The sequence below is a fragment of the Vibrio parahaemolyticus genome, from assembly GCF_900460535.1.
Lineage (GTDB): Bacteria > Pseudomonadota > Gammaproteobacteria > Enterobacterales > Vibrionaceae > Vibrio > Vibrio parahaemolyticus.
The window spans coordinates 2714230-2734555 of record NZ_UHIL01000001.1 but is presented as its reverse complement, the minus strand read 5'-3'; the positions used below and the strand labels follow the sequence as shown (position 1 = coordinate 2734555).

The following is a 20326-nucleotide window of genomic DNA, read 5'->3' as shown; positions in this document are numbered from 1 at the left end:
ATCAACGTTCATCTTTTAAGTTTGCTTTACTTTGATGCTGAGATGCTGGCTAACATTCATCACCGAACTTGGTCGTTCTCTTGCTGTTTAGCAAAACTCCTTTTGAAGTAAGACGTGCTTACTTATCGAGCTCGATAATTTCAAAATCTTGTGTCACTGACTTTTCAAATGTGTCTATCTCTTCTTTTAACCACTGGGCAAATAGTTGTGCTTTTGGTCGCTTCAAGTAACCCTTGGGTGCACATAGGTAGTACGCAAATCTAGGTTTTATCGCGATGTCGCCAATACGAACCAGTTTACCCGTCCGAAAATATTGATACGCCAAGCTGTGTTTGACGAGCGCTACACCTTGTAGGGATAACGCAGCTTCCAACACTAAGTGCGAGCCACTGTATTTTAAAGCGGGCTTTGCCGCAGAGTGTCCAAGTCTTGCTAGCCACATGTTCCAGTCGAGAGCGGGCCACACGTCTTCGATGAGCTCTGCTTTGCTTAAATCTTCGATGCTATAGATGCCATGTTCCTTCTGATACATAGGATGACATGCTGGGTAAAAGGCTTCGTCCATCAGCCACTGCGATTCTAAATTTGGGTATTTTCCTAATCCGTAGCGAACGCACAAATCTATCTGACTATCTTGAAAAGAGACAAGATCATTTGTGGGCTCTAGTAATAGGGCAATATCAGGATGACGTTGACGAAAGGCGGTGATTTTAGGCACCAACCAATGGTGGGCAAAGGAGGGCAGTGTTGATATTGAAAGATGGTTCGGGTTTGGATCTTGGTTGACAAGACGTACGCCTTGCTGCAAGTGGGCAAACCCTCTTTCTGCCTGAGTAAATAGCAGTTCCCCTTCTGGCGTCAGCACAATTTTTCTGTGTTGACGAACAAACAAGTCCGTCCCTAAAAACTCCTCAAGCTGACGAATTTGTTGGCTGATGGCTGCGGGGGTAACAAATAGATTCTTGGCTGCGGTTTTAAAACTGCCTTCCTTTGCTGCGATGAAAAAATAGTACAAGCCCTGTAATGGTGGCATCCGATCTTTCACATTAGTTTTCCTTAACTCAATGGCAGATTCTATCGTTTGAGGATATCAGCGTAGTCTCCGATTATTAACTGGTCAATATTGTAATAGGAAGCCAAAACATGGAAAACGTGACGCAAACTTGTGAACAAGTGATCCCAGTCAGTCGTCAGACTTGGTTACAGTTAATTTATTCTAAACTGGTTGTTTGGCGAAGGAACTATCGGACGCGCCGACACTTGAGGGACTTACCTGAACATTTGTGGGATGACATCGGATTAGAAGCGAATGAGATTCGTGATGAAGTCAGCAAACCATTTTGGAGAGAGTAGTTTGAAGCAAGAATAAAGAGCACTCCCCAATGGCTTTGAGGAGTGCTTTGCTTGGTTACAAGTCTTCTTCCCACAAGACTAATTCATCTTTCGGCCAGTTGTGGCCAAGCTCGTGGTATTTTTGTTCCAATACATGACGTTTGATTTTAAGTGTTGGTGTCAACACACCATTTTCAATACTCCATGGCTCTTTGATCATCAATACGCCTTTGATCTGCTCATGAGAGGCCAATTCTTGATTCATGCGCGCAATGACTTTTCTTGTCGTACGAGCATAACGCTCTTTGTCGAAATGAGGAAAATCATGCGGCACCACAAGAAGAATAGGCCCAGGTAAGCCTAAGCCAATTATGCACATCATTTCTACACGGCTGTACTCGAAGAGTTTTTTCTCAATCGGTACTGGAGAGACAAATTTACCCTTGGCGGTTTTGAACGTGTCTTTTTTGCGACCTTGAATGGTGAGGTAACCATCTTTATCAATTGCGCCAATGTCGCCGGTGTACAGCCAACCGTCTGAATCAAAAGATTCTTGAGTTGCGATGTCATTTTTGTAGTAGCCAGAGAACAATCCCTTACCGCGTACCATGATTTCGCTGTCATCGGCAATTTTTAACTCAATGCCGGGACCTGCGTTACCCACGGTACCAATTTTATCTGCTCTAAATGGGTAGTTTATGGTGCTGTAAGCGAAGGATTCCGTCATCCCCCATGCTTCGGTGATGTTTAGGCCAACGCTGTGGTACCAATCTAATAGTGCGGGTGATACCGGAGCAGAACCACAACCCAAAACTCGCGCTTGATCTAACCCCAGCCCTTCGGCGAGCTTTTTCTTAATCAGCGAATTTACGAACGGTATTTTCAGTAAGAAATTCAATTTTTTCTGTGGAAGTTTGTCTTGAATGCGTTGCTGGAACAGAGTCCATAATCTCGGTACAGAAATGAACAAGGTTGGGCGGTGCATTTTCACGTCTTCGATAAAAGTATCGAGCGACTCTGGGAAAGCCGTTGGTACGCCACCCATGATGGATGAACCAAAAATATAAACGCGTTCAGTAATATGTGCCAATGGTAGGTAGGAAAAGAGTCGGTCGTTAGCTTGAATGCCGATGTGGTTGATCAGCTGTTGTACCGACCAACTAAACGCTCCGTAAGTCAGCATTGCGCCTTTTGGCAAACCTGATGTGCCGGAGGTATACACCAATGACATCAACTTATCGTCGTAGTGTTGTGGACGCTCTTCACTTGGCACGGCATCCGCAATCAATGCGTTGAACTGGTATTGGCATTGTGGTGCTGAATCATACGGCAGCGCGATGCTAATAAGCTCTGGTATGGCATCAATGACTTGCTGAGTTGCTGCTGGGTCATCAAGCTTCCCCCCGATCAGCACCTTACTTTCACTGTGAGTTACACAGTATTCAATCGTGTCGGCGCCTGCGGTAGGGAAAATAGGTACGCTTACGTAATCCCCTAGCATCATGGCCAAATCGCAGATAAACCACTCTGCGCAGTTTTTCGATACCAGTGCGACTTTATCGCCAGGCTGAATACCCAGCCCACGTAGTGCGCTGACGAGCTTGAGAGCCTGATCGGCGACTTCTGCGTAAGTAAACTCGACAAACTGTCGGTTAATGATTTGTTTTAGGTAGACCTCATTCGGGCGCTCCGCTGCCCATTTAAGAATCATTTCATTTGGTGGTGGGAGAGCGCAACCAGCAGTGCTATTTATTTTCGGCTGATTCATGTTTGGTGACTCCATGTCTTCTCGTTGTATTTATAATTGTTAATGCTTTGTTAACTTTAGCATGTTGAATTACGACACGGGAACGCATTTTGATGAATTCTGTGGGAAAGTTAGCGTTAGATCGGCAAAAAACACTGTGATTTGAGCTTAAAACTGTTGGCGATAATTCGCCGGGGAAAGCCCCGTTTTCTTTTTAAAGATACGAGAAAAGTACGAGACATCGCGATAACCACATTGGTAAGCGATATACGCGATTTTCATGGATTCGTTCTCGATCAGCATTTTTTTGGCTAATGAAATGCGTTTCGCAGTCACATAGTCACGAAAACACATACCAACTTTGCGGTGAAACACCTTTGAGAAGTAAGTCGGAGAGTAATGGCACAGTGCTGCGGCTTCTTCTTCTCTTAGGTCTTTATGAACATTGTTGGCGATGTAATTGACGACATCTGAGAAATTGGACTTGCCATTGCGGGAAAAAATATTGTCCGCAGAAATTTGTGCGTCATCGACTTTGGCGTGTAAAAAGTATTTGAGCTTAGCTTGAGAAAGCCACACTGGTAGCGTATTTTCATTGAGCTCATAACACTCAGCGGTGATGTGACTTGGCGGTAAGCAACACTCGGTGTTTTCTTTTGTGACAACAATCAGTTTCTTATCAAGGTTTTCACAAAGGGTAGTAATGCTTTTGGCATGGTCGGTTGGGTCATGGGTGATGTAGTAAAAGAAGTAGCAAAACTCTTTATCACTCAATACTGATATGTCGTTGCTGCAATCTAGCAAATCAAAATGCTGCTCAAACTCTGCCTTAAATTCTTCAGGCAGAGTGTGTAACGGCTCTCCAATCCAATAAGCTTTTGTCACTCTTTCCATATGACATCCTTTCAGCTTGAGTCGAAACAACGTTGTCCATGCGGTGTAAGTCGAGTCTCATTCCTTGAAATCAATAACTCACCCTTTCGTTTAAGCTTAGGTCTATTAATTCATACTGCAAGTGTGAGATATGTCGCATATAGTGTGGTTCTGTGTCTCATTTTTGATACATTTTAACGCTAAACACAAGGTGGGCAAAAAAGTACTAGTCGTTGGCAAAAAAGTCCTAACTCCCCATTTTTTCGGTGACTAAGGTTTAATCATGATTCAGGTGGATATGCACTTGCATCATTAACAAGCGAGAAAATGTTAAACAAGGGGATAAACTTATGGACAACTTTCGCAACCTAATCAAGGACTTCATGGAAGATGAAGAAGGTCTAACACTGCTTGAATACATCTTGGGCGCCGCTCTAATTGTGACTGCTTTCCTAACGTCTGGTTTCTGGACAACGTTAGCTGGCAAGTTCACATCAGTAGCATCTCGAATCAATGGCTCATAATGCTTAGCGAGTTGGTGATTTGGTCACTGCTAATTGCGATAGGTGTATCAGACGCCCAGAAGCACAGAATTCCTAATAAAGCCGTTTTGTTGCTTCTGGTCGCTGTCACTGCAAACGTATTGTACAGCCCGAGCGTGAGTCTTTTGGATCATGCGTATGGTGGACTGGTTGCGTTTGCAGTGTGCTTTGTACTCTACCTCATTAAAGCAATGGCTGGAGGAGACGTTAAATTACTCGCCGTCATAGGGGCATGGCTGGGACTGAGTAATCTGTGGGAAGCGTCTATCGGAATTATTCTCGCAGGGGGTATTGTTGGCATCTTTTATTTGATGCTGCACATTGCTTCAACGAGCGTTGCTCTAACTCATCAGGTCAAGGGCTACTGCATTGAAAAAGTTACACCAGGCTTTAGGTCTAATAAGCCACTAGTGATTCCTTTCGCGCCTGTAATCGTAATCGGATTAGCTTATTTCTCCTACACGCACTAATACTTATAAATAGAAAAACATACGACATCAGTTGACTAGGCAACTTCAAGAGGGGAAGTATGATGGGCTCTGCGTATTGGGAAAAACTAGTGCCACAAATTAATCCACCAAAGGTGCCTTCCGCAGTGGAAGGTCTTGGGATCCCAGCTTCAGTCGTTGAAAACCTAGTTCTGAAACATCTGGCTGCTTATCCCAAATGTGATTTAGTTGAACTGACTCAACGTTTGTGTGTGGTTTCAAACATCGTTGAGCTTGCACTCGCGCAGTTGAGAAAACGCAGTTGGGTTGAGGTGTATCAGCCTGCGTCAGACAAACTAAGTCATTCGTATTCTAATGTTCGATATAGCCTTACCGAATTTGGTTTGGCTGAGGCGGATATTGCTTATCGAAAAGATCCCTACATTGGCCCAGTTCCTGTGTCGTTGGAAGATTATTGGACGGTTGTGGAAGGGCAAGATCTGCGTAAAAACCCGATCATGCGCGCTGATGTGGAGCGTGCGTTGTCCGATGTATTTGGCTCCGAGCATTTAATTCCAGTGCTTGGCCCGGCGATTAACTCAGGTCGAGCAATGCTGCTATACGGGCATGCTGGTACTGGTAAGAGTTACGTGGCTGCGCGTGTTTTGAATGCGATGAGTACGTCGGTTTTCATTCCTTACGCTATTTATGCTGATGGCAACATCATCAAAGTATTTTCCGAGCACCATCACCGTCGTTTAGACAACTCCCATTCTCAAGTATTCGTTAAGTTGGAAACGCATTACGACAAACGCTGGGTTCTGTGTGAAAGACCAAATATCCAAGTCGGTGGCGAACTTACGATGGATATGTTGGAAGTTAACCATAGCGAGCACAATAGAGTTTGGATTGCGCCGCTGCAAATGATGGCAAACAACGGCATTTTGGTTATTGACGATTTAGGACGTCAAGCCATGCCCGTTGATGCGTTGTTGAACCGCTGGATTGTGCCGATGGAGTATTTGTTCGACCATCTAGCACTGCCTAACGGCCAACAAGTTACCGTGCCATTTATGCTGACATTGGCTTTCTCATCCAACTTTGCACCGAGCAAAATTGCAGACCCTGCTTTTTTACGTCGTCTTGGTTACAAAATCGAGTTTAAACCACTGAGTTTGACTGACTATCAAGCCTTGTGGATGTCTCTCGCTAAAGACTATCAGATGACGTTAGTGCCAGAGTTTTTCGAAATGTTAAGCCAACTACACCGTGACAATGATGTCGCTTACTTCCCTTGCTTACCAAAAGATTTATTGGGCATTAGCCGAGATATTTTGGTGTTCGAAGGGAAAGAGAAGATCGTCTCGTCAGACATATTAACTCGTGCCTGGGGACTGTACTTCACAGTGGATGAATAGGGAGATTTAAATTATGAGTCGGACTCAAGTCATCATGTTATTGCTGCTCTCCATTGTTTTCGGCCTTGCTGCCGTATTAATTGCCAAACAATGGATGGACGGCAGAAACCAGCCAACAGTAGAGCTCGAAGAGGTGGAACGTCACCCTGTTGTAGTCGCTACGATGGAGCTGGAGCCAGGCACCATTTTGGATGAAAAGCATTTAACCACCAAGTTAATGGAAGTGGACTGGATAGACGACGAAACACTCAAAGTGCCTGAGCAAGCTTTGGGACGTATCGTTGCAAACACCATTTACGCGGGCGAGTTAGTCAATCCTAATCGTCTTGCTCAACCTGGAGAGGGCGCAACGCTTGCGGCCTTAATTCCTGAGAACAAGCGAGCAGTCACCATTCGTGTAAATGACGTTATCGGCGTAGCGGGTTTCCTACTGCCGGGTAACAAAGTGGATGTGTTGAGCACGGTGAGCTATGGCAAAGGCAAGCAAGCGACCACACTCACGGTGTTAAAAAATATCAATGTATTAGCAGTCGACCAAACAGCAAAAACTAACGACAACAAACCCGTGATCGTTCGTGCAGTCACCTTGGAAGTTACCCCGAAAGAAGCGGAAAAACTGCTTTCTGCTAACAGCAAGGGTGAGATCCAACTGGCTTTGCGTAACCCTCATGAAGTCGATAAACCTGTTGTTGCAAAAAAATATACCCCTCGACCTAGTGTGACCATCATTAAGGGATCTCAGGCATCCAGTGTCCGAGTCAGTAATTAGGTGAATTATGAAAACAATAATATTACTCGTTAGCCAGTTACTTTTTGTTAGCTTGTCTGTTCATGCGGCAACCGCGCAGTCTGGAAGAGTTGTTTCTGTTGCGCATCATCAATCTACACAATTGGTGATTTCAGGTAAGGCCAAAAAGGTGACGTTAGGGGATCCAGAAGTCTTGGATATCGTAGTTCTAAGATCGAATGAACTGTTCTTGATTGGTAAAAAACTAGGAACGACCAATGTGTCGGTTTGGGATAGTCGTGGCCGATTGATCGAACAGTTTAATGTCGAAGTCACTCACGATTTAAATACGCTTAAATCTAAGTTGTTCCAGTTCTTGCCGGACGAAAGCATCGAAGTGCATAGCGCTCAAGAGAAAGTTGTTCTCAGAGGTTTGGTCAGCAGTCAGCAAAACATGGATATCGCCGTCAAAATTGCCGAAACCTTTGCTTTAGGTGATGCCGCTGATGAAGAAGATGACAACGCGAAAGATGATGAAAGCTCAGTCATTAACTTGCTTTCTATTGGTGGCGCGCAGCAAGTGACGTTAGAAGTGACGGTCGCGGAAGTGCAGCGTTCATTAGTAAGACGTTTTGACTCGAACTTCCATTTCTTCCAAAAAAGCGGTGACTTCACTTGGGGTGCGACAACCGCTGGTGGCGGTATCGACAACATTGGCCCGATTTTAAATGTGCCAACGGTGGAAGATTTCGGCTTCTTGGGATCGTTCATTGATAGCAATACTTTGTTTACGTTTGCTCTGGATGTCGCGAAACAAAACGGTGTGGCTAAAGTGTTGGCAGAGCCAAGCCTTACTGCACTAAGTGGTACTCAAGCGGAATTTGTTGCGGGTGGTGAATTCCCAATTCCTGTACCGAATCAAGATGGCATTACCATCGACTACAAAGAGTACGGTGTTCAACTGGACTTTGTACCTTTCATTCTCAGTGATAAGAGAATCAACCTGAAACTCAATGTCAACGTGAGTGAAATTTCTAACTCTGGTGTGCTGACGTTTAATCCGAACGAAGTCAACGCAACGTTCTTTATTCCGCCAATCACTAAGCGTAGCGCGGGAACCACAATCGAATTAGCGGACGGACAAACGATCGGTATCGCAGGCTTGTTGAGTGAAAACGCGCGTAACGTTGCGGATGGTATTCCGGGAGCCAGTGACCTTCCAGTACTTGGACGCTTGTTTAAGAGTGAAGAGTTTACATCTGGTGAAACCGAGCTGGTGATTTTGGTAACACCACGATTAGCGACGCCAATCGATAGACGCAGAGTGACTCTGCCGACGGATGGGTTTGTGGCTCCAAACGATGTGGAGTTCTATCTGTTGGGTAAAGGCGCGAAACTCGATTTCGACCGCTATCAACTCAATGACATCAGAGAAGAAGATACAAACAATAATTTTAATCAGTACGGTTCGTCAGAAGGTGGCTCTGAGGGCAAGTTTGGGCACAGTCTATAAATGGAGAGCAAGATGAAAAGCATAATGATCATGACCATTTGTTTCACATCATTCGGCTTGTTTGGCTGTGCGAATGACCCTGATCTTGGAATCTCGGTAAGCCAATTGCGCGCAGAACAAACGCTAAATCCGGAAGCATGGTATGAAAACCTAGGTTATCTACCAGAAGGAAGCGGTGAGCGTACGCAGGTCAGCTTAGAGGTATACAACAATAACGGGGTAGCCAAAGAAAAATAAGTGATTCGTTCACTTATAGGAGGGGCTATGCGAAGGAAAATGCAGACAGCAACAAGGCGAACCCAGAAAGGGATCACCTTGGTGCTCATCAGTATGGTTCTGCTGATTCTGTTAGGCGTTGCTGCGTTCGGTATTGATTTAAACCATCAAGTACTTAACAAAACACGCCTACAGAATGCGGTTGATACGGCGGCACTCGCCGGGGCTGTGGTTGCAGATAAAACGGAAGATGTTGATCAAGCTGAAGCTGCGGTTATCGCAACGCTAAGCAGCATCGCATCGGAATCAGGTAATACTGAACTATCGTTTACTGACGGCAACACATCCGTGACGTTCTCGCACGACATGCAGACATTTGTAAATGCGGCGAGCTTTACGCCACCGACAGGCGAGTACGATATTTATGTTCGCGTCGCGGTAACTGACATGGGGATTTCTCAGTATCTGAGTGCTGTATTTGGGATTGTTAAGAACGTTTCGGCCAGTGCCGTTGCGGGGCGAAGCGCGGCGATTGCTTACACATGTAACTTAACGCCGATTGCGATGTGTGGCGATCCAAACGGTACGGTTGAAGACGCATGGGGGTATCGTCCACCGGGTTATGATCCGAATGTGGATATGGATCCGTCGCTTGTGCACGAGTTAAAAGTTGGCGATCAGAATAATACCGATATGGGGCCGGGTAACTTTCAATTGCTCGATTTTGGTCAAGCGACTGGCAATAGCGGTGCGGCTTTGGTTCGTGATGCATTGTCTGGTGCTTACAACGGTTGCGCAGCCGTTGGGAATACCGTGACAACCAAACCAGGTAATAGCGCTGGCCCCGTTGCGCAAGGGTTGAATGTAAGACTTAACGACTTCTCTGGCCCGATTAAAAACGACGGTACGGTTCTACCAGACAAGTATGTAAGAGAGCCTGATATTTTGGCTGAAACCGACGCTGAATATGCGGGTGACTTGTATTACGCCAACTATCGTCAGGAGCTGAGTTCTTGTGAAAGTGGCGGTTCTTGTGATTACGACAGTTACACAGGTGATGGTGGTTCGAACGGACGCCGAATCTTACGTATCCCAATTGTTAATTGTACAGAATCGACAGGTAAGTCCGACTTCGATGTGTTGGGATTTGGTTGCTTCTTTTTGCTACAAAAAGTCAGTAATTCTGGTCAAGCATCTGTCTTTGGGCAGTTCCTTTACGATTGCTTGATCAATAACGGTTCAACAGGAACAGACCCAACCGACAAAGGTTTCTACCGGATCCAGCTATACAAAGATCCATTCAGCGGAGCCTCTTAATATGTTGTATTTGAAATTCAAAACTCAAATGAGAAGAGGTCGGCACCAAGAAGGGCTTGCGATTATTGAATTTATTCTCGCATTGCCAGTGTTGTTGATGCTTACGGTTCTGGTTATCGATGTCTGTCGTGCTTTTATTCAGTACACCGAGGTCAATAAAGCGCTGCAAAATGGCGCTCGCTATGCGGTGGTGGACACGTACGGCACGTTGGATTTTGAAGGTATTGCCGATGAAACCAAAATCAAAAACGTGGTGGTATACGGCTCACCAACTGCATCGACCACTCCAGTAATCGACTATATTGGCGTGGATGACATCGTGATTACTCAACCAACCGACACAAATAAAGTGGTCACACTGTCAGCAACTTACAATTACGTGCCAATCTTTTCGACCTTACCTTTTTCGAGCACTTCTTTGCAATTTAGCATTGGAGCGACCACGTCTATGAGGACAGGTCCATGAAACGATTAATAGCGAAACAGAAAGGGGTAACTCAAATTGAGTTCTCGTTGATAGCGCTGGCGGTGATATTGGTACTGTTTTTGATCATGGAGTTTGCGGTGTACTTTTTTTCCGTGCAAATGGTCAATGAGGTCACCAGAAGAGCTGCAAGGCTTGCGACCGTGTGTTACATCGCCGATAGGGATGACATTCCGAGCTTGCCGTCGGTGTCTAACCTTTACCCATCAGGGTTCACCGCCAGTAATTTGCAGATTGATTATCTTGATGAAGCAGGTGCAAGCGTCGATGTTTCTGGATTTTTATCCACACCACCTGCGTCGAGTGACGTGTTAAACGCGCAATTTGCACAAATCAAATACGTTAGAGCAAGGGCGGTTAATTATACTTTTCAGTTTTTTGTTTTAGCTGCTTTAATTAATGCAGTAGGGAGTACTCCAGCTTTTGAAACCATATTGCCTGCCGAGAGTTTAGGAATACTAAGGCCTGAAGGTGCCAATGTTATTACGGATTGCTAATGGAGTAGCTTTATGTTGAAACCAGTAAAAATAAATGACGAAACATATAAAAGTTTAAAAACAAACTTGATTGTTTGGGTAGTCTATTCTACGTCCAATTTTAAACTTCATATAGCAGATGAATTATCTGGTTGCGTCAATGTCAATGTCGATTGGATAGAGCTGGATTTATTTAATATTGATTTGGTTAAGAGCAAATCAATACCTGATCTAATTTATATTGAAACCGGGGAAAACTGGGCGCAAAAAGTGGCTCATGTTTATTCCAGTGACAGTAGTTTACAGCACAGCCATACGGCATTAATTGTTTTCGGTGATGAAAGCGATACCGCTTCACTCAAAATGGCGTTGCGACTGGGTGCGACAGATTATTTCTCGCGTTCAGTTGAACTCGGCGAGCTATACCCATTGTTGAAATCGACGGCTGAGGAAAAAGTTTCCAATAAGCAAATGGGTGATTTGACCTTATTTATCAATACCAAAGGCGGTTCTGGGGCGACAACCTTAGCAACTAATACGGCTATTGAACTTTCAAGTTACGCCAAAAGTAAAGTATTGCTGATTGATCTCGATATGCAGTTCAGTGATGCTGCGGATTATTTAAACTGTAAGCCGAAATATAACATCAACGATGTGATTGATTCCGTAAACGATTTAGATGAATTGTCACTAGAAGGTCTCGTTTATCAACATCCTTCAGGGTTGAATTATCTTTGTTTTAATCAAAATGATCCAAGAAATAATCATAAGCATGCGGCTCAAGTGAGTAAGCTTTTGCCTATTCTTCGTCAGTTTTATTCGCATATTATTGTCGATTTGTCTCATGGCGTGGATCATGTTTATCAACAGATTGTTTCCCCTGCTACGCATATATTTTTGATCATGCAGCAGAATGTGACCTCAGTAAAACATGCGGTCAGTTATATACGTTCATTAGAATTAGACTATGGTTTAAGTAATCATCAGGTTGAACTCATAGTTAATCGTTTTGAAAAGAAATCAACAATATCCTTAAAAGATATTGAAAACGCAGTTGGTGGCCATGCGATACATTTAGTTCCAAATAATTTTGCTATTGCGATAGAGAGCGCCAATTTAGGTAACCCAATTGTTCAATCTAAGAAAAATAGTGCTTTAAAAGCTTCGTTAGCGGAAATATCGCACTTATTAGAAAGCCCAACACAAGAGCACCAAAGTTGGATTAAGAAATTCTTTTCTTAGTAAGGGGGAGTTATGTTTTTCAAACGGAAAGGCGTCGGGAGTTCATTCAATTCCGTAGATGAAGAAAAAGAATCGAAAGTCGTCAAGGTCGATCTTGCTGCGAAAGCAGAAGACGAAGATTACGTCAGTGAAAACAAACCATTAACGCCGGTTGAAGCGAAACTGAAAGCGATTGAAGAGCAGAAAAAACAGCTCGAGCAAGATCTGGCTATTAAGCACTACTACCATAAGAAATTGCTGGATACTTTAGACCTTGGCTTGTTATCACATCTGCAAGAAGATCGCGCGAAAGAAGAGTTAAGGGAAGCGGTGATTCAGTTGATCGCCGAAGACCAAACGCATCCTTTAAGTTCAGAAGCGCGCAACCGCGTTATCCACCAAATCGAAGACGAAGTGTTTGGTCTTGGGCCGCTTGAGCCACTGCTTGAAGATCCAACCATTTCAGATATTTTGGTCAATGGCCCTAAAAACATTTATGTAGAGCGCTTTGGTAAGCTAGAAAAAACGCCGCATACGTTTTTGGACGAGCGCCACCTTCGCAACATCATTGACCGCATTGTAAGCCAAGTAGGTCGACGTATTGATGAGGCGTCGCCTATGGTGGATGCGCGTCTAAAAGACGGCTCTCGTTTCAATGCCATCATCCCTCCACTTGCCATTGATGGGCCCTCGGTATCCATTCGTCGTTTTGCGGTCGAACGTTTGAATATGGACAACTTATTAGGGCTTGGTTCGCTTTCGCCAGAAATGGGCAAATTCTTGAATGCAGCCGTTGTCGGGGAACTAAACATTCTTATCTCGGGCGGTACAGGCTCAGGTAAAACAACCACGCTTAACATCCTGTCTGGTTTCATTCCGAGTGACCAACGTATCGTTACTATCGAAGACTCGGCCGAGTTGCAGTTGCAACAACCGCACATTATTCGTTTGGAAACACGCCCATCCAACATTGAAGGAAAGGGTGAAATATCCCAGCGTGATCTGGTGAAAAACTCACTGCGTATGCGTCCTGACCGAATTGTGATTGGTGAGGTGCGTGGCTCGGAAGCGGTCGATATGTTGTCTGCGATGAACACCGGTCACGACGGTTCACTTGCGACCATTCACGCCAATACACCAAGGGATGCACTCAGCCGTATTGAAAACATGTTCTCTATGGCGGGTTGGAACGTTTCGACAAAAAACTTAAGGGCGCAGATCGCGTCAGCCATCAATATCGTGGTGCAAATGGAGCGTCAGGAAGACGGTAAGCGCCGCATGGTCAGTTTGCAGGAAATAAACGGCATGGAAGGGGAAGTCATCACCATGTCCGAGATCTTTACCTTCCAGAGAAGAGGGGTGGATCAAGATGGCAATGTGTTAGGGGATTACATAGCAACAGGCATCGTACCAAGTTGCCATGATCAATTGATTAAACGAGGCTTAGACGTTCCATTTGAAATATTTAACGAAAAAGTCCGTTAGGAGGGTGTGCTATGGAAAGTCAATTCCCCCTATTTCTTCTTTTGCTGTTTTTGTCGGTGTTCTTTATTAGCCAAGCTTTGATCCTGCCTTCGGCGGGTAAAAAGGTGAAACACAAACAGCTCATTAAGAGAATTCACGAAAGCCACAAGCATATCGATCAAGAGAGTATCTCGCTGCTAAGAGAAAACTCTTTGAAGAATCTCTCGCCACTAGAGCGATGGTTAGTACGTTTTAGCTTGTTTGAAAGCTTTAAGAAAAAGCTCGAACTCGCGGGTATTTCGATGGGGTTTAGCCGCGTTATCTTCTTCACCTTTTTATCTGGGGTGGCGGTCGGTTTACTGCTCTATTTGTGGGGGCAAGTCTGGTACTTGTGTGCTGGTGTTGCGGTCGCTTGTTGGGTCTCTGCGTACTTTTATCTGCAAAAGAAAATTGCCGACCGTTTGATGAAATTTGAGGAGCAATTACCAGAGGCCTTAGACATCATCAAACGTGTATTGCAAGCCGGTCAGCCCATTACTCAAGCGTTTGGCGAAGTGGGCAGGGAAGTCAGCGCGCCACTTGGCCCTGAGTTCTTGAATACCTTCAACTTGCTCAATTATGGTTACGATTTGCGTTTAGCCATCATGCAAATGTCTGAGCGCACACCAACGGTTTCCATGCTTGCGTTTTCCAGTGCCGTGCTATTGCAAAAAGAGACGGGCGGTAACCTAGTGGAAAACATTGAAAAGCTATCTCATATCTTGCGTGCTCGCTTCAAATTGGCTCGAAAAATCAAAACCATTTCAGCGGAATCTCGCATGTCAGCTTGGGTGCTGGTGTTAGCACCTTTCGCGTTGTACGTGATCATTTCTCTGGTTCGGCCCGAATACATCGAGCTGCTGCACACTCATCCAATGGGGATAAAAATGGTCATTGGTGGGATGGTCGCTCTGTTTATCGGAACGTTGTGGATTCGCAAAATCGTCAATATTGAGGTGTAGCCATGGAAAGTATTCAAGGATGGTTGAACGGTTTTGCCATTAATCAAGAAACCTTACTGATGGGACTTATCTTGGTCACGACGGTGCTCGTGGTGATGACGTTGGGCTCCATCATTGTCGGGGTCAATTCGCCTATCAAGCGCAAGCTGGCGGAGTTGTCAGGTGATAAGAAACCGCTTCCAACGCACAACAAAAAAATGGCCGATACGTTGGAGTCTCTTGCGCCTTTAACCTCGCCAACCAGTGAAAAAGAACGCCAAACCACACGCAACAAACTGATGCATGCGGGTTTCCATCAAAGTAACTCGTTATCGATGTTCTACGCCATTAAGTCGATCACCACTATTTTGGGCATCATGATTGCCGTTTTGGTCTACTTGACGGTGCCAGAGTCGAAATACCTCTACACTTACATGGCCTTGTCCGCATTTATTGGTTTGTTGATCCCAGATTTTATGCTGCGCCGTATGGTGAATAAGCGCCAACAAGCGATTCGTGCTGGTGTGCCAGATATGCTTGATTTGCTGGTGGTCTGTACGGAATCAGGGCTTGGGTTTAATGCCGCGTTACGTCGTGTTGCCGACGAGATAGTCATTTCTCACCCTGAACTTGCGGATGAAGTAGATACGGTATGTAACAAGATTCAAGCAGGTAAACCGATGCCTGAATCATTACGAGAACTGGTAGTAAGAACCGGTTTAGAAGAGTTGATGGGGCTGGTGAGTATGCTTAGCCACGCATCTCGAATTGGGGGGAGCTTAGTCAACTCCTTACGTGAATACACAGAAGATTACAGGGATAAGCGTCAACAAGCAGCGGAAGAAATTGCTGCAAAAATCCCAGTCAAGATGATGTTTCCAATGGTGATATTTATTTGGCCATGCTTTTTCATTGTGGCTATCGGACCTGCGTTAATTTCATTGGCTGAGGCATTTTCTAATTAGATAAAAATAGGGATAGTTATGTTGTGGATTAAGAAATACGTCATCATCTCGTTGTTGGTGCTCACTGCATGTGCAACAAATGAACAAGCATCCGATTTTGATTCCAGCTTGTATTCTGGCAAACCCGTTGAGTCGCTCACCAATGATGAGCCGCCCAAAACTGAGGAAGAGGCTATCTCGCGCGGTGATATTGCGCTTACCAACAAAAATGTCGATTTGGCATTGTATGAATACATTCGCTCCCTTTCTTTCCCTAACGCGGTGCATAAGGACAAAACGCTATACACCGTCGGGCGTATTCACTTAGCTCGCGAGAACTACGAACTGGCGGATAAAGCCTTTCGTGCATCGCTTGCAGAAAATCCTGACAACATTGGTTCCTTACAAGAACTTGGCACGCTGTACACCAAGCGTGGCGAAAAAGACGTCGGTAAGAGTTATTACATTCGCGCACTTAATGCCGACCAAATCCGTATGAAAGGCAACCCGAACATCACCAACGACAACATCACGACAGAGACTGTAGCCACTTATCGTTACGACGATAAATCGCCAGTGGCTGCGTATTCTGGTTTAGGCGTATTGTATGACGTCCGGGGCGATCACGGCGTAGCACAAGCACTGATCAGAAAAGGGTTGGATATTGACCCGAGAAACGTTAACGCATTAGTCAGTTTGGGATACTCGTACTACATGGAAAAAGAGTACTCAAAAGCGGCGCACTTTACTCAAGCGGCTTTGAGCATCAAACCGAGTGATGAAAGGGCAATTAACAACTTAGGATTGATTGCGCTTGCGAAAGACCAACCAAGACAAGCGCTGAGCATTTTCAGCCGTCATATGACCGAGCCTGAAGCGTTAAATAACGTGGGGTACTTTTTAATTCTGCAAGGCAAGCCGGACGAAGCGATTCCTTACTTGCAGCAAGCGATTGATAAGAACCCGGCCTACTATGAGTTAGCCAACAAAAACCTAGAGCGCGCTCTTGCGATAGTTCGCGAGCGACAAGATACATCGAAAGTGTTCTTACAATAGGGTAACGAAACCAGAGGCGATTTCTTCAATCACTGCCGTTATCTGACAGAGTAAATATTCAACGAAAAAGCCACTCCGCTGCTATGGCGAGAGTGGCTTTTTATTTTGGGTTTTGATGGAGAGTTCGTAGCGTTAGGTAACTTTTGGTTAAGTAACTTTTGTTTGGGGAGTATGGCTCGTTAGCGCCCATCCTACCGCTTTCCAAATCGCCAAGGTTGAAAGCACAGAAAAATAGCCATCAACCGCGTAATGCCATCCCAAATGGACCGAACCTATTTGAATGATGACCGCAAAAGCACAGGCAAAGTATCCCAATGTTTTATTGAGACGGTAAGTGCATAGCGCCATTAACACCGCAATGGATACGTGCATACTTGGCATGGCAGAGATGCCAGAACCGATGCCATTTACCTGCGTTACATAGCTTTGCCAAAGGTAATCCTGAGTTTGTAAAGCCCATAATGGAAATGCACCAACGCTTTCTAAAAACGTACTTTGCTCGTTCAATCTCTGCATTAAAGGAGCAAAAAGATCATCACCGTTCAAAAGCTCCAAATAACACGGCCCTACTGATGAAAACGTGGTCGCAAATAGGCTGCCGTTGATCATCCAAGTCAGCAGAAACGTGAGTAAAAACTGTAAGCGTAATACTCGTGCCTTCTTGTACAGTACAAAGAAAAACAGCGTCACCCACATAAAAAAGAACCAAGCATTGTAGGCGGTATTGATTGCCAGAGATGCCCAAGGGCTTGAGAAAATAGCGTGAGTAATCACCCACGGGTCGTTGCCAAAATGTAGCCAGCGGTCGAGTTCAATCAAGCTCTGATCAACACCGTAAGGGTGTAGCAAGGGGATGATGGATTTTAAGAAGGTGTAATTTGAAAAGACGATGTTGAGCGCCAATAACAAAATCAGAATTGAGCAGGTTCGACTGAGCGGGAAAACGATGGTCTTGAGCTTACGTAGAAACTGTTTGGTGGGGTGTTTCTCACGGCGAACAAGCAGATACAAATAGTAGTAACTGCACCACACAAGCCCTGCGCTGTAACAAGCTAAATAAAGAGTTTCGAGGTAGGTAGTAAATGAGTATTGAACTGGGAGTTTTAAGTACACTGCTAAGGCATAAAGCAGGATGGCTGTGATAAGGCAATAAAAATAGATGCTTTTATCTGCAACTATATCCTCTCGCAATTGATTGAAGAAAGCGACGCCCTTTTTCTGCCAGCTCAGGTTGAGCTCGTAATTGTTGTCTTGTTCCATCGATGATCCGTCATCTCTATCCTTCCAATATCATTAAGCTTAGTTGAGAAAACGGGCACTCGTATTTGAGTACCCGTAGTTTATCTGGGTTCAATAGTTGGCGTATCAGCAGGCTACATCATGCCCGTGACAAGGCCTGCCGCCACAAAAAACACGATCATCCACAGCACCGAAAGGTTGAGCTTTTGGTGTAGATAGAAACCCGCAACCACTAACGCCATGTCGATGGGAGCAACAACTGCGCTGCTAAATACTGGCTGGTAAAGTGCCGCGAGTAGTAACCCTACTACCGAGGCATTGACACCGTTGATAGCGCCGGAGACCAGCGGTTTTCCTGCCAGTGCTTGCCAGTTTTTAAGAACGCCAAGCAGTAAAAGAAACCCTGGGAGGAATACGCCAAGCGTTGCGATCAGCGCGCCTAAAATTGGCGTATCCGAAAGCTCATAACCAATAAAAGTCGCAAAGGTGAACATTGGCCCCGGTACAGCTTGTGCAGCGGCGTAGCCTGTTAAAAATGCATCTTGGCTGAGCTGGTCGCCAACAATGTTTTGCAGAAGCGGTAGCACCACATGACCGCCACCAAACACTAAACTACCAGCTTGGAAAAAATCACTAAACAGCCCAAGCAAAGGCAACGTATGAGCTACTAACGGTAAGCCGAGTAAAAGCACCGCAAATAGAGCCAATGGCGTGATAGACGGTTTAAACGGCTCGGCTGATGGCGCGGAGTCTTTCTTCAGATATCGCATGCCGACAAAACCTGCTACGAGCAACACGAACATTTGCGTCATGATGCTTGGTGCCACCAGCAACGCAATCGCAGTCGCGACGCACAAACCCGCGGTCAGTTTGCTTTGACAGAAGTTTTTGTACATGCCCCAAGTCGCATCCGCCACGACGACGACTGCGAGCAGTTTTAGGCCGTGAACGATGTTTTGGAACACTGCGGTGTCGGTGATTTGGCTGCTCACCATCGCCAGCGCCAACATGATGATCACCGAAGGAAGCGTGAATCCGACAAATGCTGCGCATGCGCCACCTAAACCGCCGCGTTTATAACCCAATGCAAAGCCGACTTGGCTTGAGCCCGGTCCCGGCAAAAACTGACTGAGCGCGACAATTTGCGCGTACTCGCTGTCATCAAGCCATTTCAGTTTCTCAACAAAGGTTTGTCGAAAATAACCAATATGAGCCGCAGGGCCGCCGAAGCTGAACCAACCCAGCCAGAAAAAAGTTTTGAAGATGGTGAACATGTCGAGCCTGTTTATCTAAAAAGCATTGTTGCTAATTTATCGGATGCTCTAAAATGACTCAAATTGATAGATTTAATTTCATTTATGAATGAAATGGGATGAAGGTGTTGAGGTGAAAGAGGACATTCAGTGGCGCAACATTGACTTGAACTTATTGGTGACGTTTTCCTACTTGTATCGACATCGAAGCGTTAGCGTCGCGGCAGAGAAAAATTACGTTAGCCAGTCGGCGATGAGTCATAGTTTGTCTCGTTTAAGGTTGTTGTTTGACGACCCGCTTTTTGAGCGAAAAGGACACAAGATGGAGCCCACCGAGCACGCTCACCACATCGCGCCTACCGTGCATCATTTGCTGGACTCTATCGCCAAAGACTTGCTCACTAAGTCAGCCTTCCAACCTGAAAATTACGCGGGTGTATGTCGCATTGGGTTAACGGATTATGCCGAGTTTATTTTTGCTCCTCGGCTTTATGACGAAATACGCCAGCGCGCACCAGAGGCCCAGATCAGTTTTATTAACGTCAATCGTAGCAACTACGTGGCATTAACTGAGCACGAAAAGCTCGATGTCATTATTGGCAGCATGCCAGTGTTGGATGACAACTTTGAGAGCTTGTACTTGTACACGGAAAAACACGTGTGTATGTGTGATAAACAGGTATTGAAAGGGGAAACACAGCTGTCTCTGGAAGCGTTCGCGAACATAGAGCAAGCTCTGGTAAGTCCCGATGGGAGCTTAAAGACACAAGTAGACCAAAAGCTCGCAGAACATGGCTTGAGCCGTAAAGTCACCGTGGCGTCGCGCAACTTTCTCACTATTCGGCATTTATTGAAAAAGCGCGATCTCATTGCCATCGTGCCAGAAAAAATGGCGTTGGCGGAGGGCTTTTCGGACGATCTCATTACTGTTAAGCCGCCGATCGCCGTTGCGGATTTTGATATTGCCATGCTGTGGCATTCCAGCCGAAACAATGAAGACAAAGGCATTTGGCTACGCGAGCTGGTTTCTTCGACCATTACCTCTCACATATAAAAAAGGGCACCAAAGGGTGCCCAGAATGTTTGTCATTGAGAG

General features: G+C 45.3%; 21 protein-coding genes. 16 read left to right on the top strand and 5 right to left on the bottom strand.

Annotation, left to right across the window (positions count from 1 at the left end; genetic code table 11):
• Positions 1-118: 118 nt before the first annotated feature.
• Positions 119-1045, bottom strand: coding sequence for a LysR substrate-binding domain-containing protein (locus DYB02_RS14010; RefSeq protein ID WP_029862068.1), 927 nt, complete (start codon positions 1043-1045; stop codon positions 119-121).
• A gap of 98 nt (positions 1046-1143) precedes the next feature.
• Here DYB02_RS14010 and DYB02_RS14005 point away from each other — a divergent pair, with 98 nt between their 5' ends.
• Positions 1144-1353, top strand: coding sequence for a DUF1127 domain-containing protein (locus DYB02_RS14005; protein ID WP_005494095.1), 210 nt, complete (start codon positions 1144-1146; stop codon positions 1351-1353).
• Between the two features lie 55 nt (positions 1354-1408).
• On the opposite strand, the gene DYB02_RS14000 is transcribed toward DYB02_RS14005, so the two are convergent.
• Together DYB02_RS14000 and DYB02_RS13995 are read right to left on the bottom strand one after the other, a co-directional pair.
• Positions 1409-3100, bottom strand: a complete 1692-nt coding sequence (locus DYB02_RS14000; RefSeq protein ID WP_029803971.1) for an AMP-binding protein — start codon at positions 3098-3100, stop codon at positions 1409-1411.
• A 147-nt stretch (positions 3101-3247) separates the two neighbouring features.
• Entirely contained in the window at positions 3248-3973 is a 726-nt protein-coding gene (locus DYB02_RS13995) for a helix-turn-helix domain-containing protein (protein ID WP_029803970.1), read from the bottom strand.
• Positions 3974-4302: 329 nt separating this feature from the next.
• On the opposite strand from DYB02_RS13995, the gene DYB02_RS13990 reads away from it, so the two are divergent.
• The 14 genes from DYB02_RS13990 (at position 4303) to DYB02_RS13925 (ending at position 16738) form a co-directional block, all read left to right on the top strand.
• On the top strand, positions 4303-4476 hold the full coding sequence (locus tag DYB02_RS13990) for a Flp family type IVb pilin (RefSeq protein ID WP_029803968.1): 174 nt from the start codon (positions 4303-4305) through the stop codon (positions 4474-4476).
• Positions 4476-4964: an A24 family peptidase gene (locus tag DYB02_RS13985; protein ID WP_017447723.1), complete on the top strand. Its 489-nt coding sequence runs from the start codon at positions 4476-4478 to the stop codon at positions 4962-4964. The genes DYB02_RS13990 and DYB02_RS13985 overlap by 1 nt, the downstream gene beginning before the upstream one ends.
• A 62-nt stretch (positions 4965-5026) precedes the next feature.
• Positions 5027-6340, top strand: coding sequence for a DUF8689 domain-containing protein (locus DYB02_RS13980; RefSeq protein WP_021453674.1), 1314 nt, complete (start codon positions 5027-5029; stop codon positions 6338-6340).
• Positions 6341-6353: 13 nt separating this feature from the next.
• Positions 6354-7109 (top strand): Flp pilus assembly protein CpaB, encoded by a 756-nt coding sequence (cpaB, locus tag DYB02_RS13975; RefSeq protein WP_005456561.1) that lies wholly within the window; start codon positions 6354-6356, stop codon positions 7107-7109.
• A gap of 7 nt (positions 7110-7116) precedes the next feature.
• Positions 7117-8580 (top strand): type II and III secretion system protein family protein, encoded by a 1464-nt coding sequence (locus DYB02_RS13970; protein ID WP_021822936.1) that lies wholly within the window; start codon positions 7117-7119, stop codon positions 8578-8580.
• Positions 8581-8592: 12 nt separating this feature from the next.
• Positions 8593-8817 (top strand): hypothetical protein, encoded by a 225-nt coding sequence (locus DYB02_RS13965; protein ID WP_005482341.1) that lies wholly within the window; start codon positions 8593-8595, stop codon positions 8815-8817.
• A 27-nt stretch (positions 8818-8844) separates the two neighbouring features.
• Positions 8845-10113, top strand: a complete 1269-nt coding sequence (locus DYB02_RS13960) for a TadE/TadG family type IV pilus assembly protein (protein ID WP_021451008.1) — start codon at positions 8845-8847, stop codon at positions 10111-10113.
• Position 10114: 1 nt separating this feature from the next.
• Positions 10115-10579 (top strand): TadE/TadG family type IV pilus assembly protein, encoded by a 465-nt coding sequence (locus DYB02_RS13955; RefSeq protein WP_020835429.1) that lies wholly within the window; start codon positions 10115-10117, stop codon positions 10577-10579.
• Complete coding sequence (locus DYB02_RS13950) at positions 10576-11094, top strand: TadE/TadG family type IV pilus assembly protein (RefSeq protein ID WP_005494108.1); 519 nt, start codon at positions 10576-10578, stop codon at positions 11092-11094. Before DYB02_RS13955 ends, DYB02_RS13950 begins: the two co-directional genes overlap by 4 nt.
• A 12-nt stretch (positions 11095-11106) precedes the next feature.
• Entirely contained in the window at positions 11107-12315 is a 1209-nt protein-coding gene (locus DYB02_RS13945; protein ID WP_005494112.1) for a nucleotide-binding protein, read from the top strand.
• Positions 12316-12327: 12 nt separating this feature from the next.
• Positions 12328-13779, top strand: a complete 1452-nt coding sequence (locus DYB02_RS13940) for a TadA family conjugal transfer-associated ATPase (protein WP_005456652.1) — start codon at positions 12328-12330, stop codon at positions 13777-13779.
• Between the two features lie 11 nt (positions 13780-13790).
• Positions 13791-14759, top strand: coding sequence for a type II secretion system F family protein (locus tag DYB02_RS13935; protein WP_005456615.1), 969 nt, complete (start codon positions 13791-13793; stop codon positions 14757-14759).
• Positions 14760-14761: 2 nt separating this feature from the next.
• Complete coding sequence (locus DYB02_RS13930) at positions 14762-15703, top strand: type II secretion system F family protein (RefSeq protein WP_005456630.1); 942 nt, start codon at positions 14762-14764, stop codon at positions 15701-15703.
• Between the two features lie 21 nt (positions 15704-15724).
• The gene (locus tag DYB02_RS13925) at positions 15725-16738 is read left to right on the top strand and encodes a tetratricopeptide repeat protein (protein WP_025441486.1); all 1014 of its coding nucleotides are present in this window, start codon (positions 15725-15727) and stop codon (positions 16736-16738) included.
• Between the two features lie 147 nt (positions 16739-16885).
• Here DYB02_RS13925 and DYB02_RS13920 read toward each other — a convergent pair whose 3' ends face one another.
• Positions 16886-17998: a phosphatase PAP2 family protein gene (locus DYB02_RS13920; RefSeq protein ID WP_029803965.1), complete on the bottom strand. Its 1113-nt coding sequence runs from the start codon at positions 17996-17998 to the stop codon at positions 16886-16888.
• A 113-nt stretch (positions 17999-18111) separates the two neighbouring features.
• Positions 18112-19251, bottom strand: a complete 1140-nt coding sequence (gene chrA / locus DYB02_RS13915) for a chromate efflux transporter (RefSeq protein WP_029803963.1) — start codon at positions 19249-19251, stop codon at positions 18112-18114.
• A 112-nt stretch (positions 19252-19363) separates the two neighbouring features.
• Between chrA and DYB02_RS13910 the strand changes: the two genes are divergently transcribed.
• A complete protein-coding gene (locus tag DYB02_RS13910) occupies positions 19364-20284 on the top strand; it encodes a LysR family transcriptional regulator (RefSeq protein WP_075110986.1) in 921 nt (306 codons plus the stop codon).
• Positions 20285-20326: the final 42 nt, after the last annotated feature.

Excerpts from the sequence above, each read along its gene's own strand:
- DYB02_RS14005 (WP_005494095.1), top strand. The coding sequence starts at position 1,144 with ATGGAAAACGTGACGCAAACTTGTGAACAAGTGATCCCAGTCAGTCGT.
- DYB02_RS14000 (WP_029803971.1), bottom strand. The coding sequence starts at position 3,100 with ATGAATCAGCCGAAAATAAATAGCACTGCTGGTTGCGCTCTCCCACCA.
- DYB02_RS13995 (WP_029803970.1), bottom strand. The coding sequence starts at position 3,973 with ATGGAAAGAGTGACAAAAGCTTATTGGATTGGAGAGCCGTTACACACT.
- DYB02_RS13990 (WP_029803968.1), top strand. The coding sequence starts at position 4,303 with ATGGACAACTTTCGCAACCTAATCAAGGACTTCATGGAAGATGAAGAA.
- DYB02_RS13985 (WP_017447723.1), top strand. The coding sequence starts at position 4,476 with ATGCTTAGCGAGTTGGTGATTTGGTCACTGCTAATTGCGATAGGTGTA.
- DYB02_RS13980 (WP_021453674.1), top strand. The coding sequence starts at position 5,027 with ATGGGCTCTGCGTATTGGGAAAAACTAGTGCCACAAATTAATCCACCA.
- cpaB (WP_005456561.1), top strand. The coding sequence starts at position 6,354 with ATGAGTCGGACTCAAGTCATCATGTTATTGCTGCTCTCCATTGTTTTC.
- DYB02_RS13970 (WP_021822936.1), top strand. The coding sequence starts at position 7,117 with ATGAAAACAATAATATTACTCGTTAGCCAGTTACTTTTTGTTAGCTTG.
- DYB02_RS13965 (WP_005482341.1), top strand. The coding sequence starts at position 8,593 with ATGAAAAGCATAATGATCATGACCATTTGTTTCACATCATTCGGCTTG.
- DYB02_RS13960 (WP_021451008.1), top strand. The coding sequence starts at position 8,845 with ATGCGAAGGAAAATGCAGACAGCAACAAGGCGAACCCAGAAAGGGATC.
- DYB02_RS13955 (WP_020835429.1), top strand. The coding sequence starts at position 10,115 with ATGTTGTATTTGAAATTCAAAACTCAAATGAGAAGAGGTCGGCACCAA.
- DYB02_RS13950 (WP_005494108.1), top strand. The coding sequence starts at position 10,576 with ATGAAACGATTAATAGCGAAACAGAAAGGGGTAACTCAAATTGAGTTC.
- DYB02_RS13945 (WP_005494112.1), top strand. The coding sequence starts at position 11,107 with ATGTTGAAACCAGTAAAAATAAATGACGAAACATATAAAAGTTTAAAA.
- DYB02_RS13940 (WP_005456652.1), top strand. The coding sequence starts at position 12,328 with ATGTTTTTCAAACGGAAAGGCGTCGGGAGTTCATTCAATTCCGTAGAT.
- DYB02_RS13935 (WP_005456615.1), top strand. The coding sequence starts at position 13,791 with ATGGAAAGTCAATTCCCCCTATTTCTTCTTTTGCTGTTTTTGTCGGTG.
- DYB02_RS13930 (WP_005456630.1), top strand. The coding sequence starts at position 14,762 with ATGGAAAGTATTCAAGGATGGTTGAACGGTTTTGCCATTAATCAAGAA.
- DYB02_RS13920 (WP_029803965.1), bottom strand. The coding sequence starts at position 17,998 with ATGGAACAAGACAACAATTACGAGCTCAACCTGAGCTGGCAGAAAAAG.
- chrA (WP_029803963.1), bottom strand. The coding sequence starts at position 19,251 with ATGTTCACCATCTTCAAAACTTTTTTCTGGCTGGGTTGGTTCAGCTTC.